Origin of the sequence: Citrobacter sp. L55 (assembly GCF_002850715.1) — a bacterium.
Lineage (GTDB): Bacteria > Pseudomonadota > Gammaproteobacteria > Enterobacterales > Enterobacteriaceae > Citrobacter > Citrobacter braakii.
Genome location: NZ_KZ559403.1, coordinates 74,753 through 91,077 on the forward strand (window position 1 = coordinate 74,753; position 16,325 = coordinate 91,077).

A 16,325-nucleotide genomic window follows, 5' to 3' on the forward strand; every position below is an offset into this window, starting at 1 on the left:
AATGTTATATGTATCACTGTAAATTGTTTATCCGATGTTACCAATGGCGCGATTCTTTGCTATTATGCTCGATAACGAACATTAATGAGCTATAACGAAAGTGCGAGAGGCCAGCATGGAAACCAAAGATCTGATTGTGATAGGTGGAGGCATCAACGGTGCCGGTATCGCGGCAGATGCCGCTGGACGCGGTTTATCCGTGCTGATGCTGGAAGCGCAGGATTTAGCCTGCGCCACCTCTTCCGCTAGCTCCAAACTCATCCACGGTGGCCTGCGCTACCTGGAACACTACGAATTTCGCCTGGTGAGCGAAGCGCTGGCCGAACGTGAGGTGTTGTTGAAAATGGCACCGCATATCGCCTTCCCGATGCGCTTTCGTCTGCCCCATCGCCCGCACCTGCGTCCAGCGTGGATGATCCGCATTGGTCTGTTTATGTACGATCATCTGGGCAAACGCACCAGTTTGCCGAGTTCGACCGGTTTGCGTTTTGGCGCAGATTCCGTAATGAAACCTGAGATTGTGCGCGGTTTCGAATATTCTGACTGCTGGGTAGACGATGCGCGACTGGTTTTGGCAAACGCCCAAATGGTCGTACGCAAAGGCGGAGAGGTGTTAACCCGCACTCGCGCTACCTCCGCTCGCCGTGAAAACGGATTGTGGATTGTTGAAGCTGAAGATATCGATACCGGTAAAAAGCACACCTGGCAGGCGCGTGGTCTGGTCAATGCCACCGGCCCATGGGTGAAAGAGTTCTTCGACGACGGCATGCATCTGCCATCGCCGTACGGTATTCGTCTGATTAAAGGCAGTCACATCGTAGTGCCGCGCGTCCATACCCAGAAGCAAGCTTATATACTGCAAAACGAAGATAAACGTATTGTGTTTGTCATCCCATGGATGGACGAATTCTCGATCATCGGGACGACTGACGTCGAATACAAAGGCGATCCGAAAGCGGTAAAAATTGATGAGAGTGAAATCAATTACCTGCTGAAGGTCTACAACGCGCACTTTAAGAAACAGCTGGGCCGTGACGATATCGTCTGGACCTACTCGGGTGTACGCCCGCTGTGCGATGACGAGTCCGACTCGCCGCAGGCTATCACCCGTGATTACACGCTGGATATCCACGATGAAAACGGCAAAGCGCCGCTGCTGTCGGTCTTTGGTGGTAAGCTGACGACCTATCGTAAGCTGGCCGAACACGCGATGGAAAAACTGGCGTCGTACTATCAGGGAATCGGTCCGGCGTGGACAAAAGAGTGCATTCTGCCAGGCGGTGACATCGGCGGCGATCGTGAAGATTACGCGGCCAAACTGCGCCGTCGCTACCCGTTCCTGACCGAGTCGCTGGCGCGCCATTATTCGCGCACCTACGGCAGTAACACCGAATGGATTATCGGGGAAGCCACCTCGCTTGCCGAGTTAGGTGAAGACTTCGGCCATGAGTTCTATGAGGCCGAGCTGAAATATCTGGTCGATCACGAATGGGTGCGCCGTGCGGAAGATGCGCTGTGGCGTCGCACGAAAGAAGGTATGTGGCTGAACGCTGAACAGCAGTCGCGCATGACCCAGTGGCTGGTGGAGTACATTGAGAAACAGCAGCTGTCGCTGGCGTCTTAAGACACTCGATATAAAACTGTAGGCCCGGTAAGCGTCAGCGCTACCGGGCCTTTTGCCGGATGGCGGCTAACGCCTTATCCATCCGGCCTACAGATCGTCCTGCCCTTGTTACAACCGCACCGAGTCGATATGCCAGATGTTTTCGGCGTACTCTTTGATCGTCCTGTCCGACGAGAAGTAGCCCATGTTGGCGATATTAATCATCGACTTGGTGGTCCACTCTTCCGGGTGGCGATACAGTTCGTCAACCTTATCCTGGCAGTCAACGTAGCTGCGATAATCCGCCAGAACCTGATAGTGGTCGCCAAAGTTGATCAGCGAGTCAACCAGGTCACGATAGCGCCCCGGCTCCTCAGGACTGAATACACCGCTGCCAATCTGCGTCAGCACCTGGTGCAGCTCTTCGTCTTTCTCGTAATACTCACGCGGCTTGTAGCCCTGGCTGCGTAAGGCTTCGACCTCTTCCGCCGTATTACCAAAGATAAAGATATTTTCTGCGCCCACATGCTCCAGCATCTCGACGTTGGCACCGTCCAGCGTCCCAATGGTCAGCGCGCCGTTGAGGGCAAACTTCATATTACTGGTACCAGAGGCTTCGGTCCCGGCCAGCGAAATCTGCTCAGACAGGTCGGCAGCAGGAATAATCACCTGCGCCAGGCTGACGCTGTAGTTAGGAATAAACACCACTTTCAGCTTGTCACCAATTTGCGGATCGTTGTTGATCACTTTCGCGACGTCGTTGATCAGGTGAATGATGTGCTTCGCCATGTAATAGGCCGAAGCCGCTTTACCGGCGAAGATATTCACACGCGGCACCCACTCGGCGTCAGGATCGGCCTTAATGCGGTTGTAGCGGGTGATCACATGCAGCACGTTCATCAACTGGCGTTTGTACTCGTGAATACGCTTGATCTGCACATCAAACAGCGATTTCGGGTTCACCACCACGTTAAGCTGCTGGGCAATGAGCGTTGCCAGACGTTTTTTATTCTCCAGTTTCGCACGGCGCACCGCCTGATTTACCAGCGGGTAATCGCAGTGCTGTTCAAGCTCGCTTAGCTGGCTGAGATCGGTTCGCCAGGTGCGGCCAATGTTCTCATCCAGTACCTCAGAGAGCGATGGGTTAGCCAGCGCCAGCCAGCGACGCGGCGTCACGCCGTTGGTGACGTTACAGAAGCGAGTCGGGAAAATCTTCGCAAAGTCAGCAAACAGCGACTGCACCATCAGGTTGGAGTGCAGCTCAGAAACGCCGTTAACCTTGTGGCTCACCACCACTGCGAGCCATGCCATACGCACCCGGCGGCCATTGGATTCATCAATAATCGACGTCCGTCCCAGCAGACTGGTATCGTTCGGATACTGTTCCTGCAACGTCTTCAGGAAGTAGTCGTTAATCTCAAAGATGATTTGCAGATGGCGCGGCAGAATTTTGCCCAGCATATCGACAGGCCAGGTCTCCAGCGCTTCGCTCATCAAGGTGTGGTTGGTATACGAGAAGACCTGGCAGCAGACCTCAAACGCATTATCCCAACTGAATTTGTGCTCATCGATCAGCAGACGCATCAGCTCAGGAATCGACAGTACCGGATGGGTGTCGTTGAGGTGAATGGCGATCTTATCTGCCAGGTTGTCGTAGGTTTTGTGCAGTTGATAATGACGGTTCAGGATGTCCTGCACCGTGGAGGAGACCAGAAAATACTCCTGGCGCAAACGCAGCTCGCGTCCTGAATAGGTGGAGTCATCCGGATACAGCACACGGGAGACGTTCTCGGAGTGGTTTTTATCTTCCACCGCCGCAAAGTAGTCGCCCTGGTTAAATTTACCGAGGTTGATTTCGCTACTGGCCTGGGCATTCCACAAGCGAAGCGTATTGGTGGCGTCTGTGTCATAACCGGGAATAATTTGGTCGTAGGCTACCGCGAGGATCTCTTCAGTTTCTATCCAGCGCGTTTTCTTGCCTTCCTGCTGAATACGCCCGCCAAAGCGCACTTTGTAGCGCGTATTGTGGCGTTTGAATTCCCACGGGTTACCGTATTCCAGCCAGTAGTCCGGAGACTCTTTCTGTCGGCCATCAACAATGTTCTGTTTGAACATGCCGTAGTCATAACGAATACCGTAGCCGCGTCCCGGCAGACCCAACGTTGCCAGTGAGTCCAGGAAGCAGGCCGCCAGGCGCCCGAGGCCACCGTTGCCAAGACCAGGGTCGTTTTCTTCATCGATCAGATCTTCAAGATCCAACCCCATACCTTCCAGCGCATTTTTGACATCGTCATAAATACCCAACGATAACAGTGCATTGGAAAGTGTGCGGCCAATCAGAAACTCCATTGACAGATAATAAACCTGTCGAGTTTCCTGGGATAATTGCGCACGGTTAGAACGCAGCCAGCGCTCCACGAGACGATCGCGCACCGCGAACAACGTGGCGTTCAGCCACTCATGTTTATTGGCAATGACCGGGTCTTTACCAATCGTGAACATCAGCTTGTAGGCGATAGAATGCTTAAGTGCCTCTACGCTGAGTGTGGGCGATGCATAAGTAAATGGAGCATTCATATAGGTGATTCCTGGATATCTATTTCAAACGATAGTAAAGCTCACGGTATGACTTCGCCGCGACTTGCCAGCTAAAATCCATGGTCATGGCCTGACGTTGTACAAACCGCCACAGCGAAGGCCGGGACCACAATACGAAAGCACGCCGGATCGCGCGTAGCAGCGACCAGGCATTACTATCTTCAAATACAAACCCACTGGCGATACCATCCGCCAGGTTTTCCAGCGAACTGTCAGAGACCGTATCAGCCAGCCCACCGGTGCGCCGCACCAGCGGCAGCGTGCCGTACTTCAGTCCATACAACTGCGTTAAGCCACACGGCTCAAAACGGCTGGGGACCAATATTACGTCGGCCCCACCCATGATGCGGTGCGAGAAGGCTTCGTGATAGCCAATCTGTACGCCCACCTGTCCTGGATGTTCCGCCGCCGCGGCGAGGAAACCTTCCTGTAAAACCGGATCGCCCGCACCAAGCAATGCCAGCTGTCCACCCTGCTCTAACAACCCCGGTAGCGCTTCCAGCACCAGATCCAGCCCTTTCTGACTGGTCAGGCGGCTGACGACGGCAAATAACGGCACTTTGTCGTTAACCTTAAGTCCCATCGCGATCTGTAGCTGGCGTTTGTTCTCCGCCTTCTCTTCCAGCGTTTCACGCGTATACCGCGACGCCAGCAGCAGATCGGTTTCCGGGCTCCAGATTTTTTCATCAACGCCGTTCAGCACACCGGAAAGACGTCCTTCACGATGACGCTGCTGCAACAGACCTTCCATGCCGTAGGCAAACTGCGGCTCGGTAATTTCCCGCGCGTAGGTCGGACTGACCGCCGTAATGTGGTCGGCGTAGTACAACCCGGCCTTCAGGAAAGAAATCTGCCCGTTAAACTCCAGTCCGTGCACGTTAAAGAACGACCATGGCAATTGGATGTCATCCATATGCTTTGCATAAAACATGCCTTGATACGCCAGGTTGTGCACAGTGAACACCGATTTCGCCGGATGGCCGCGCGCCGCCAGATACGCCGGGGCCAGACCGGCATGCCAGTCGTGCGCATGCACCACATCCGGGCGCCAGAATGGGTCAAAGCCACAGGCCATTTCACTGCCGACCCAACCCAGCAGTGCAAAACGCAGCACGTTATCGGTATATGCAAACAGGTTAGTGTCGTGATACGGGCTACCGGGACGGTCATAGAGATGCGGCGCGTCAATCAGGTAAATGCCCACACCGTTGAAATGCCCGAACAACAGCGTAATACGTCCGGCGAAGGTATCGCGACGCGTCACTACCTGCGCATCGGGAATGCCGCGACGGATATCAGGAAACGCCGGGAGCAGCACGCGGGCATCCACACCGTCCGCGATTTGCGCTGCGGGTAACGCCCCAATAACATCCGCCAGTCCCCCGGTTTTTAACAAAGGGAACATCTCTGAACAAACGTGTAAAACCTGCATTATCGCTCCTGTTTGATCTGCAGTTTGCGCAGCATTTCACGCGTGACCAGTACAATACCTTCCTCTGAACGGTAGAAACGACGTGCATCTTCTTCCGCGTTTTCACCAATCACCATGCCTTCCGGAATAACGCAGGCGCGGTCGATAATGCAACGACGTAAGCGACACGAACGTCCCACCCACACTTCAGGTAACAACACTGCCGAATCAATGTTACAGAATGAATTCACCCGCACTCGCGGGAACAGAACGGACTGCACTACCACCGAACCAGAAATAATACAGCCGCCGGAGACCAGCGAGTTCAGCGTCATTCCGTGGCTACCGGAACGGTCCTGAACAAATTTCGCCGGCGGCAGTGATTCCATATGCGTACGGATTGGCCAGTCCTGGTCGTACATATCCAGTTCAGGCGTCACCGAAGCCAGATCGAGGTTTGCTTTCCAGTAGGCTTCCAGCGTTCCCACATCGCGCCAGTACGGCTCGGATTCCGGGTCAGACTGTACGCAGGACAATGGGAATGGATGAGCATATGCCATGCCAGCTTCGGTGATTTTCGGGATGATGTCTTTGCCAAAATCGTGACTGGATTTTTCATCGAGATCATCTTCCGCCAGCAGTTCATACAGATAATCGGCGTCGAAGATGTAGATCCCCATACTGGCAAGCGATTTGGTCGGATCATTAGGCATCGCTGGCGGGTTGGCAGGTTTTTCAACGAACTCGATAATTTTATCGGTGTCGTCCACGTCCATTACGCCAAACGCGCTGGCCTCTTCAATAGGCACAGGCATACAGGCCACTGTGCAACGCGCGCCTTTCTCAACGTGGTCGATCAGCATGCGTGAGTAGTCCTGCTTATAAATATGATCGCCCGCGAGGATCACCACATATTCCGCTTTATAGCGTCGAATGATGTCCAGGTTTTGGGTCACCGCATCCGCCGTACCGCGATACCAGTTTTCACCCTGCATCCTCTGCTGGGCAGGCAGCAGATCGACGAACTCGTTCATCTCTTCGCTAAAGAACGACCAGCCGCGCTGAATATGCTGCACCAGCGTGTGTGACTGGTACTGAGTGATCACGCCGATACGGCGGATCCCGGAATTAAGACAGTTGGATAAGGCAAAATCGATAATGCGGAACTTACCGCCAAAGTGCACGGCAGGCTTGGCACGCTTATTGGTTAAATCTTTCAGGCGAGTACCGCGGCCACCGGCCAGGATCAGGGCAACAGATTTTAATGGCAGCTGGCGCGCCAACATTACACGATCGTTCTTCTCTAAACTTACCATGACTAACTCCTTTTTATCTTCTCTGGAACACACACAGTCCGTGCGCAGGTCCCTGCCAGACCGCCGTAAGCACCGGATTATCCTCTCCGGCAAATGGGGGAATGGCGTGCCATTCCCCTTCAGGTAAAACGATATCTGTCACCTCAAGCGTGGCGTTTATTGCAATCAGGAAACGATCTGAAAGCAGGATTTGCATCTGCCTCGGGCCGTTATGCCACTCATCCGCACTTAAGGGTTGTGCGTACTTATTCAGCCAACGAACATTGCCATCGCCCTCTTCCCACCAGCAATCGCCTGTTAATGCAGGTATTTGCCGGCGCAGATGAATCAACGCGGCGGTAAATGTGGTTAGCCCACTGTTTGCCTGCTGCCAGTCCAGCCAGGTTAAGGCGTTATCCTGGCAGTAAGCGTTATTATTACCGTGCTGGCTATGACCATGCTCATCACCCGCCAGCAGCATCGGCGTCCCCTGGGAGAGCAACAGCGTGGTTAACAGCGCATGAATGCTGTCGCGCCGCCGCTCAATCAGGTCCAGCGAGCCGCCTAATCCTTCTTTACCATGATTGTCACTGTAGTTATTGCTAGTGCCGTCGCGATTTTCCTCACCATTCGCTTCATTGTGCTTATTTGTGAAGCAAACGCAGTCGCGTAGCGTAAAACCGTCATGCGCGGTCACCAGATTGACCGTGGCGCTGGGATTGCGGCCCGGGCGTTTAAACACGTCGCTGGATGCGGCAAAACGTCCGGCAAACTCGCCCAACGAGAGATTACGCTGGAGCCAAAAACGTCGCGTTGCATCGCGGAAATGGTCATTCCACTCGGCAAACGGCGGGGGGAAATTCCCCACCTGATACCCGCCTTCACCAATATCCCACGGTTCCGCAATCAGCTTGGCGCGTGAGAGCAGCGGACAGTTTTGGATCGCGGTAAACAGCGGAGCATCCTGACGAAACTCAGGCGTACGCCCCATGACGGAAGCCAAATCAAAACGAAAACCATCCACATGGCAGGTTTCAACCCAGTAGCGCAGGCACTCGCATGCGTATTCCACAACGCCAGGATGGCTCAGATTGATGGTGTTCCCACAACCGGTCCAGTTGTAGTAATCGCCATCATCTCTGATCCAATAATAGCTACGGTTATCAATTCCGCGCAGCGAGAAGACAGGTCCTTCGAGTTCCAGCTCGGCGCTGTGGTTTAAAACGATGTCGAGAATGACCTCAATACCCGCTTTATGCAGCGCTTTTACCGCGTCGCGAAACTCATCAAGCGCACTCTCCGGCGAGCTGGCATAGGCCGGATGCAGCGCATACATCGCCACCGGGTTGTAGCCCCAGTAGTTTGACAGGCCCAGTCGCTGAAGCCGCGGTTCGCTGGCGAAATGCGCCACCGGTAACAGCTCCAGCGCGGTAATGCCGAGGCGCTTGAAATAGTCGATCATCACCGGATGACCCAGCGCTTTGTAGGTCCCGCGAATTTCTTCCGGCAGGTCAGGATGCAAATACGTCAGCCCTTTGACATGCGCTTCGTAAATTACGGTATTGCCCCACGGCGTGCGCGGCGGGGCATCATCCTCCCAGTCATAATGGTCGGACACCACCACGCCCTTCAGAGCGATGGCGGCATTATCATGATGATCCGGTTCATTCAGCCCACCGTGCAGCAGTGGGTTATCTTTTAACTCGCCATCCACCCGACGCGCGCAAGGGTCAAGCAGCAGTTTCGCCGGATTAAACCGGTGGCCCTGCTGCGGTTGCCACGGACCATGTACGCGATAGCCATAGCGTAGACCGGGACGGGCGTTGGCCAGATAGCCGTGCCAGACATCGCCGCTACGCCCCGGCAGGTCGTAGCGGAGTTCGCAGCCTTGCTCATCGAATACGCATAATTCAACGCGTTCAGCGTGGGCCGAAAAGAGGGTGAAATTGACGCCATGGCCGTCATACGTTGCACCATGGGGGGTGGCGTTGCCGGTTGCCAGTTGCGTCATTATCCCTCCCGCACCAGCCAGATCGTTGCCAGCGGTGGCAACGTCAGGCTCAGTGAGTGCTGACGACCATGACTGGCGATTTCATCGCTGTGTACCGCGCCGCCGTTACCGGTATTGCTACCGTGATAATGCATCGAGTCGGTATTGAGGATCTCGCGCCATTTGCCCGGCTGATTGATACCGAAGCGATAGCCGTGGCGAGGCACTGGCGTAAAGTTGCTGATAACGATGATTTCATTACCGACTTTGTCACGACGAACGAAAGCCAGCACCGAACGTTCTTTGTCATCTACCACCAGCCACTCGAAGCCATAGGCGTCAAAATCAAGCTCGTGCAGCGCTTTGTGATGACGATAGGTAAGGTTCAGATCGCGCACCAAACGCTGTACGCCGTGGTGCCAGTTATCGCCGCCTTCCAGCAGATGCCAGTCGAGGCTGGCGTCATGGTTCCACTCACGCCCCTGAGCAAACTCGTTGCCCATAAACAGCAGTTTCTTGCCCGGGAAGGCCCACATCCAGCCGTAGTAGGCGCGCAGGTTGGCAAACTTCTGCCATGCGTCCCCCGGCATGCGATCGAGAATTGATTTTTTACCGTGTACCACTTCATCGTGCGACAGCGGCAGGACAAAGTTTTCGGTGTAGTTGTACAGCATGCCGAAGGTCAGCTTATCGTGATGGAACTGACGATGAACCGGATCCAACTTCATGTAGTCCAGCGTGTCGTGCATCCAGCCGAGGTTCCACTTATACCAGAACCCTAAACCGCCCATATCCTGTGGCCTTGAAACGCCGGCAAAGTCGGTGGACTCTTCCGCCATGCTCACGGCCCCCGGCACCTGCTCGCCAAGAATACGGTTGGTATTACGTAAAAACTCAATGGCTTCGAGGTTTTCACGACCGCCAAATTCGTTCGGGACCCACTCCCCTTCTTTACGGCTGTAGTCGCGATAAATCATCGACGCCACGGCATCTACGCGCAGCGCATCGATACCAAAACGTTCAATCCAGTACAGGGCATTGCCCACCAGATAGTTACTGACTTCACGGCGACCGTAGTTGTAGATCAGCGTGTTCCAGTCCTGGTGATACCCTTCGCGCGGGTCGCTGTGCTCATACAGATTGGTGCCATCAAACTCTGCCAGACCAAAGTCGTCCGACGGGAAATGGCCCGGCACCCAGTCGAGAATGACGTTCAGTCCGGCCTGATGTGCGGCATTCACAAAATAACGGAAATCATCACGCGTCCCGAAACGACGGGTCGGCGCATACATACCGGTAGGTTGGTAGCCCCAGCTACCGTCGAACGGATGCTCATTAATCGGCAACAGTTCGAGATGGGTAAAGCCCATCCACTTGACGTAAGGCACCAGTTGATCCGCCAGTTCGCGGTAGCTCAGCCAGAAGTTGTTATCGGTATGACGACGCCATGAGCCCAGGTGCACTTCATAGATAGAGATCGGCGCATCAAACTGGTTGGCTTTTTTTCGCTCCTCGCTTTGCACCACTTTTTCCGGCAGACCGCAGATAAGCGACGCGGTTTCCGGGCGCATTTGCGCTTCGAAGGCGTAAGGGTCCGCTTTGATTCGCAGCTTACCGTTCGCATCGATCATCTCGTATTTATACAGTTGACCATGCTGCGCGCCGGGGATAAACAGCTCCCATATACCGCTTTCTTTACGCAGGCGCATCGGGTGGCGACGGCCATCCCAGTAGTTGAACTGCCCAACCACTGACACGCGTTGAGCGTTAGGCGCCCAGACGGAGAAGCGCGTACCGGTTACGCCATCCATGGTATCCGCATGCGCACCCAGCGTTTCGTAAGGTCGCAGGTGCGTACCTTCAGATAACAGCCAGGCATCCATATCCTGGATCAGCGGGCCAAAACGATAAGGGTCATCAATCAGATTCTCCTGTCCATGCCAGACAACAGCTAACTGATAGCGAAAGAAATTTTTACGGCGGGGAAGTACAGCACAGAAAAAACCGCGAGAGTCGAGGCAGTCCAGCTTACCGACTTTGCGTCCGGTTTTGGGTTCGATCACCCACACTTCGGTGGCGTCAGGTAATAGGGCGCGGACTTCAAGTCCAGCGTCAGTTTGGTGCATACCGAGTACGGAAAAAGGATCCGCAAAATGGCCTGCAATTAGCGCATTAATCACGTCTCTATCGATACGAACGGACATGGTTGTCATCCTGTTTTATGGTGTCACGCCTTCCAACTGATCTTCGACATCAGGTAGTGACACTTTTTTTGACCTGAACGGCGCAGCACAATTGTGCATCCTCTCTGCGTCGTCCCACCTTCAGGCAACAACTTAATACCTCCGGTACTAAGTCACCCTTAAAGAATAGCCAATGCTTTATCTTACTCCTGGTAAAAAATGAAACATCTGCGCTTACTCCTGTATTACGCAAAAAAATGGGTGACTCAGCACCCATTGTTAAAACACGCAATCACTCTGCCGGAAAGCAGTATTGACTGATCCGGCCAGGTGGTTCGCGTCGTTTGTAGGCCTGATAAACGTGGCGTCATCAGGCCGTCCCACATTACGCCAACTGACGCAGCATACGGCGCAGTGGCTCCGCAGCACCCCACAGCAACTGGTCGCCCACGGTAAAGGCTGACAGGAACTCCGGTCCCATATTCAGCTTACGCAGACGGCCTACTGGCGTGGTCAGCGTGCCGGTAACGGCCGCCGGGGTTAACTCACGCATGGTGATATCCCGATCGTTTGGTACGACTTTGGCCCACGGATTGTGCGCTGCCAGCAGTTCTTCCACGGTCGGAATAGACACATCTTTTTTCAGTTTAATGGTGAACGCCTGGCTGTGGCAGCGCAGCGCACCGACGCGCACGCACAGACCATCAACCGGGATCACGGAAGAGGTGTTAAGAATTTTGTTGGTTTCAGCCTGTCCCTTCCACTCTTCGCGGCTCTGACCGTTATCAAGTTGTTTGTCGATCCACGGAATCAGGCTACCGGCCAGCGGTACGCCAAAGTTATCAACCGGCAGTTCACCACTGCGGGACAGGGTCGTCACTTTACGTTCGATATCGAGAATAGCAGAGGAAGGGGTTGCCAGTTCATCGGCCACATGGCCATACAGATGACCCATCTGGGACAGCAGTTCGCGCATATGGCGCGCGCCGCCGCCGGAGGCCGCCTGATAGGTCGCCACGGAAACCCAGTCAACCAGGTCATTAGCAAACAGGCCACCGAGGGACATCAGCATCAGGCTAACGGTACAGTTACCGCCGACAAAGGTCTTAATACCTTTGTTCAGGCCGTCAGTAATGACATCCTGGTTAACCGGATCGAGAATGATGATGGCATCGTCTTTCATGCGCAGCGAAGAGGCCGCGTCAATCCAGTAACCCTGCCAACCGCTTTCACGAAGCTTTGGATAGATTTCGTTGGTATAATCGCCGCCCTGACAGGTCACGATGATATCGAGCGCCTTCAGCGCATCCAGATCAAAAGCGTCCTGAAGCGTGCCGGTCGCGGTTCCACCGAATGTCGGTGCCGCCTGCCCGAGCTGGGAAGTAGAAAAGAAAACAGGGCGAATGGCGTCGAAGTCACGCTCCTCAACCATGCGTTGCATGAGAACAGAGCCGACCATACCGCGCCAGCCGATAAAACCAACATTTTTCATAGCGTTTTTTTCCTGCAGAGATGTGTGCTGTGTATGCTAACCAGTATCCTACTGGCCTATCCTTCACCATACAAAAAGCAGCCAAAGTCGCAAGTGAAATTAATCAATGATAGCGAAGCCATCAGTAATGCGACTTATCTCGCTGCGCAAGCAAGCAGAAAGTCCGCGGTAATAGTAAGGGAATTTGAGTTATGAATGAAATCATTTCAGCGGCAGTTTTATTGATCCTTATTATGGACCCGCTCGGAAATTTGCCCATTTTCATGTCCGTATTGAAACATACCGAACCAAAACGCCGCCGCGCGATTATGATTCGCGAGCTGTTCATTGCGCTGTTGGTGATGCTGATATTCCTGTTTGCTGGCGAGAAAATACTGGCATTTCTTAACCTGCGCGCGGAAACCGTTTCGATCTCCGGGGGCATCATTTTGTTCCTGATCGCCATTAAGATGATTTTCCCCAGCGCCACCGGGAATAGCACCGGGCTTCCGGCAGGCGAAGAGCCGTTTATCGTGCCACTGGCGATTCCGCTGGTAGCCGGCCCGACAATCCTGGCTTCATTAATGCTGTTATCACATCAGTATCCGAACCAGATGGGGCATCTGGTGATTGCGCTGCTGATCGCCTGGGGTGGTACTTTTGTGATTTTGCTGCAGTCTTCGCTGTTTTTACGCCTGCTGGGCGAGAAAGGGGTGAACGCACTGGAGCGCCTGATGGGGCTGATTCTGGTGATGATGGCTACCCAGATGTTCCTCGACGGCGTAAGGATGTGGATGAAGGGGTAATCTCTCCTTTTTGGCTCAGATAGCATGTTACCCGGAGAACAGTTCCGTTCACGTCATGCTCATTGCTTCTCTGAGATCTCGTCACCAGTGAACGTGTTAAGGGGGCTACGCAGCCCTCTTAACAATCCAGGCTCTCCGGCACCGCTGTAATTTCAGGTATTCCTTACACTTTTAACTCGCTGAAAAAACGTATATTCATTTCTGCGAGGTGCCTTCCGGAATGCCCTCTTGTCAGCATCGCGGATTGGCATTATCTTCTCGCTGCACCTGCAAAATCAGGTGCCAGGATTGGTCCCCTGATTACCTCATTCGCGATAAAATTCACTTTTGTCGTGCGACCAGCTACACCTCAATGGTGGGCTGGACGGTGGCGTCGTAAGACGCGCCGGTATCCAATGAGGCCGGTAGGACCAACTCCGTTCAGCCCGCCACCAAAAGGTTGGTCCCTTAGGTGGCGGTAAAATTTGACTCATTGGAGGCTGCCCTATGGCGACTACCCCTCTCTTTTCACACTCTTTATTTACCCTGCCCTTTAGCCATGCCACGGATTTCACCGAACTGGCGGATAACTGCGAGCGTTTTGTCGAAGGGCTGGTTGAATGCCATGACCCGGTTGAAAAACTGGCGATTTGTGCACGTCTGTCGGCCTGTCTCGCGTTATTGCAACCGACCTTAACGGAGCCTGTACCGCAGCATCTGCAAGCGAGCCTGACGGTAGAAACATTCCCGACCCGTTTTCCCCTTTTCGAGCCGGAACCAGACCAGATGGGGCGCTACTGTCAGTTATTAACGCACCTGCTGATGAGTAAAACGCTGTCTGACGAGATGGAACGAGTGGCGGGTGACTTACTGCAGGATCTTGTGGGCTATTTCGCCGATACGCTAAAAGCGCCGCGCTGGCTGAAAACAGAAGAAGGGCTGGTCGTGCTATAAAAAAGCCGGGTAGCGCTTGCGCTTACCCGGCCTACGGTGTGGATGTGTGCTCGTTTCCAGGCCCGGTAAGCGCAAGTGCCACCGGGCAATGCCATCAGCTCAACAGCTGAAAGGCAATCATACCGACAATCGCACCGACCGTGCCGAGGATGGTTTCCATCATCGTCCAGGTCTTCAGCGTTTGCGCTTCGGTCGCACCGGTAAATTTACCGAACAACCAGAAACCGGCGTCGTTAACGTGGCTGACCACGATAGAGCCGCCCGCGATACAGATAGACAGTGCCGCCATCTGGGCACCGGAGTAGTTCAACTGCTCAATCACCGGCATCACCAGACCGACCGCCGTTAAGCAGGCCACGGTCGCGGAACCCTGAATGATACGCACCGCCGCCGCCAGCACGAAGCAGGTGATGGCAATCGGCAGGCCCATACCGGTTAACGCTTCGCCCAGCGCCGGACCGACGCCAGAATCAACCAGAACCTGTTTGAACACACCGCCCGCACCAATCACCAGCAGAATAATCCCCGCCGGCTGCAGCGCATGACCACAGATCTCCATCACGCGGTCTTTTGGCATGCCCTGGCGCACCGCCAGACCGTAAATTGCCACCAGACAGGCAACCAGAATCGCGGTAAACGGGTGACCGATAAACTCGAACCATTCATAGGTTGTAGAACCGACCGGAACAAAGCGTGCGGCGATAGTTTTCAGTCCCACCAGCACCAGCGGCAGCAGGATAAGCGATAAGCTGAAGCCAAAGGATGGCATTTTGCCTTCGCCCAAATGCGGCTCGGAAATATCTTCCGGTACGTGCAGCTCGACGTAACGGCTGATGAAATTCCCCCACAGCGGCCCGGCGATAATCATGCCCGGAATCGCGGCACACAGGCCAATCAGGATCATCCAGCCAAAGTCGGCGTGCATCTGAGAGGCCAGCAGCATCGGCGCAGGCCCAGGCAGCAGAAATGCCGCAGCAGCCGCTACGCCCGCAAACAGCGGGATCACAAGCTTAACCAGGTTTGTCCCCGTATGGCGCGCCATTGAGAATGCCACGCTAATCAGCAGCACAATCGCCACCTCAAAGAATAGCGGCAGCGCGCAAATCAGACCGGCCAGGCCAATCGCATAATGTGCGCGGCTGTGACCGAAGGATTTCAGCATTTTGACGGCAATCTGATCGACAGCTCCGGTCTCATGCAAAATCTTGCCGAACATCGCCCCCAGCGCCACAACAATCGCCAGGAAACCGAGCGTGCCTCCCATCCCTTTTTCCATGGTCGCCGCGATTTTATCGAGCGGCATACCGGAAAAGAGACCTGCACCAATGGATACCACCATCAAAGCAACGAAGGCGTGCATACGCGCCTTCATCACTAAAAACAGCAGTAATAAAACGGACCCTACTGCTGTTAAAACAAGCGTTAATGTACTCACTACTTACTGCCCTGGTTAATAACCTCAATGGTGCTGGCGACCACACCGTCCAGTGGTTGATCGATATCGACCACCAGTACATCGTTTTCATTCGCACCCGGTTCTTCCAGCGCTTCAAACTGGGTCACCAGCATCTGCGTTTTGAAGAAGTGGCCTTTACGCGCTTTCAGGCGGCTTTCGATAACGTCAAAATCCCCTTTCAGATAGATGAAAGAGAGGTTCGGGTTACCGTCGCGTAGCTGGTCGCGGTAGACTTTTTTCAGGGCGGAACAGACGATCAGCGAAACCTTGTTGGTACGCTGCATCGCAAAGGCGGCGTCATTCAACGCCTGTAACCACGGTTTGCGGTCGTCATCGTTGAGTGGCTCACCGGAAGCCATTTTCATGATGTTGCTGCGCGGATGGAGAAAATCGCCATCAAGAAACGCAGCCTGCAGTTGATGCGCCACTTCGCTGGCGACAGCAGATTTACCGCTGCCCGATACGCCCATCAGAACGTAAACGTGGTGATCATGATTAGTCGTGCTCAAAGCGTTGCCCCCACTGGTACAAGAATCAGGAAATTGTTACGGGTAACTGTTATCGGTAACATTGTCCAGC

General features: G+C 54.2%; 11 protein-coding genes. 3 read left to right on the plus strand and 8 right to left on the minus strand.

The genetic code is table 11. From position 1 onward, the window contains the following. The first annotated feature begins 115 nt into the window (after window positions 1–115). Complete coding sequence (glpD, locus tag B9P82_RS12155; RefSeq protein WP_047415950.1) at window positions 116–1,624, plus strand: glycerol-3-phosphate dehydrogenase; 1,509 nt, start codon at window positions 116–118, stop codon at window positions 1,622–1,624. A 108-nt stretch (window positions 1,625–1,732) separates the two neighbouring features. On the opposite strand, the gene glgP is transcribed toward glpD, so the two are convergent. The 6 genes from glgP to asd all read right to left on the minus strand — a co-directional run bounded on the left by glgP (window position 1,733) and on the right by asd (window position 12,572). Continuing rightward, window positions 1,733–4,180 carry a glycogen phosphorylase gene (glgP, locus tag B9P82_RS12160; RefSeq protein WP_016154813.1) on the minus strand — a complete coding sequence of 816 codons (2,448 nt, stop codon included), beginning with the start codon at window positions 4,178–4,180 and terminating at the stop codon, window positions 1,733–1,735. 19 nt (window positions 4,181–4,199) lie between these two features. After that, on the minus strand, window positions 4,200–5,633 hold the full coding sequence (gene glgA, locus B9P82_RS12165) for a glycogen synthase GlgA (protein ID WP_016154814.1): 1,434 nt from the start codon (window positions 5,631–5,633) through the stop codon (window positions 4,200–4,202). Further along, a complete protein-coding gene (glgC, locus tag B9P82_RS12170; protein WP_016154815.1) occupies window positions 5,633–6,928 on the minus strand; it encodes a glucose-1-phosphate adenylyltransferase in 1,296 nt (431 codons plus the stop codon). The genes glgA and glgC overlap by 1 nt, the downstream gene beginning before the upstream one ends. Window positions 6,929–6,941: 13 nt before the next feature. Further along, window positions 6,942–8,918, minus strand: coding sequence for a glycogen debranching protein GlgX (gene glgX / locus B9P82_RS12175; RefSeq protein WP_101700389.1), 1,977 nt, complete (start codon window positions 8,916–8,918; stop codon window positions 6,942–6,944). Then, on the minus strand, window positions 8,918–11,101 hold the full coding sequence (gene glgB, locus B9P82_RS12180) for a 1,4-alpha-glucan branching enzyme (protein ID WP_016154817.1): 2,184 nt from the start codon (window positions 11,099–11,101) through the stop codon (window positions 8,918–8,920). Before glgB ends, glgX begins: the two co-directional genes overlap by 1 nt. Window positions 11,102–11,465: 364 nt before the next feature. Next, the gene (gene asd, locus B9P82_RS12185) at window positions 11,466–12,572 is read right to left on the minus strand and encodes an aspartate-semialdehyde dehydrogenase (protein WP_016157652.1); all 1,107 of its coding nucleotides are present in this window, start codon (window positions 12,570–12,572) and stop codon (window positions 11,466–11,468) included. 191 nt (window positions 12,573–12,763) lie between these two features. On the opposite strand from asd, the gene yhgN reads away from it, so the two are divergent. Both yhgN and B9P82_RS12195 read left to right on the plus strand, forming a co-directional pair. Beyond that, complete coding sequence (gene yhgN / locus B9P82_RS12190; RefSeq protein WP_003023480.1) at window positions 12,764–13,357, plus strand: NAAT family transporter YhgN; 594 nt, start codon at window positions 12,764–12,766, stop codon at window positions 13,355–13,357. A 486-nt stretch (window positions 13,358–13,843) separates the two neighbouring features. After that, window positions 13,844–14,290: a hypothetical protein gene (locus B9P82_RS12195; RefSeq protein WP_016157653.1), complete on the plus strand. Its 447-nt coding sequence runs from the start codon at window positions 13,844–13,846 to the stop codon at window positions 14,288–14,290. Between the two features lie 94 nt (window positions 14,291–14,384). Here B9P82_RS12195 and gntU read toward each other — a convergent pair whose 3' ends face one another. Together gntU and gntK are read right to left on the minus strand one after the other, a co-directional pair. Next, window positions 14,385–15,725, minus strand: a complete 1,341-nt coding sequence (gene gntU, locus B9P82_RS12200) for a gluconate transporter (RefSeq protein WP_016154820.1) — start codon at window positions 15,723–15,725, stop codon at window positions 14,385–14,387. Next, the gene (gene gntK / locus B9P82_RS12205; protein ID WP_003023475.1) at window positions 15,725–16,255 is read right to left on the minus strand and encodes a gluconokinase; all 531 of its coding nucleotides are present in this window, start codon (window positions 16,253–16,255) and stop codon (window positions 15,725–15,727) included. The genes gntU and gntK overlap by 1 nt, the downstream gene beginning before the upstream one ends. Between the last annotated feature and the right edge of the window lie 70 nt (window positions 16,256–16,325).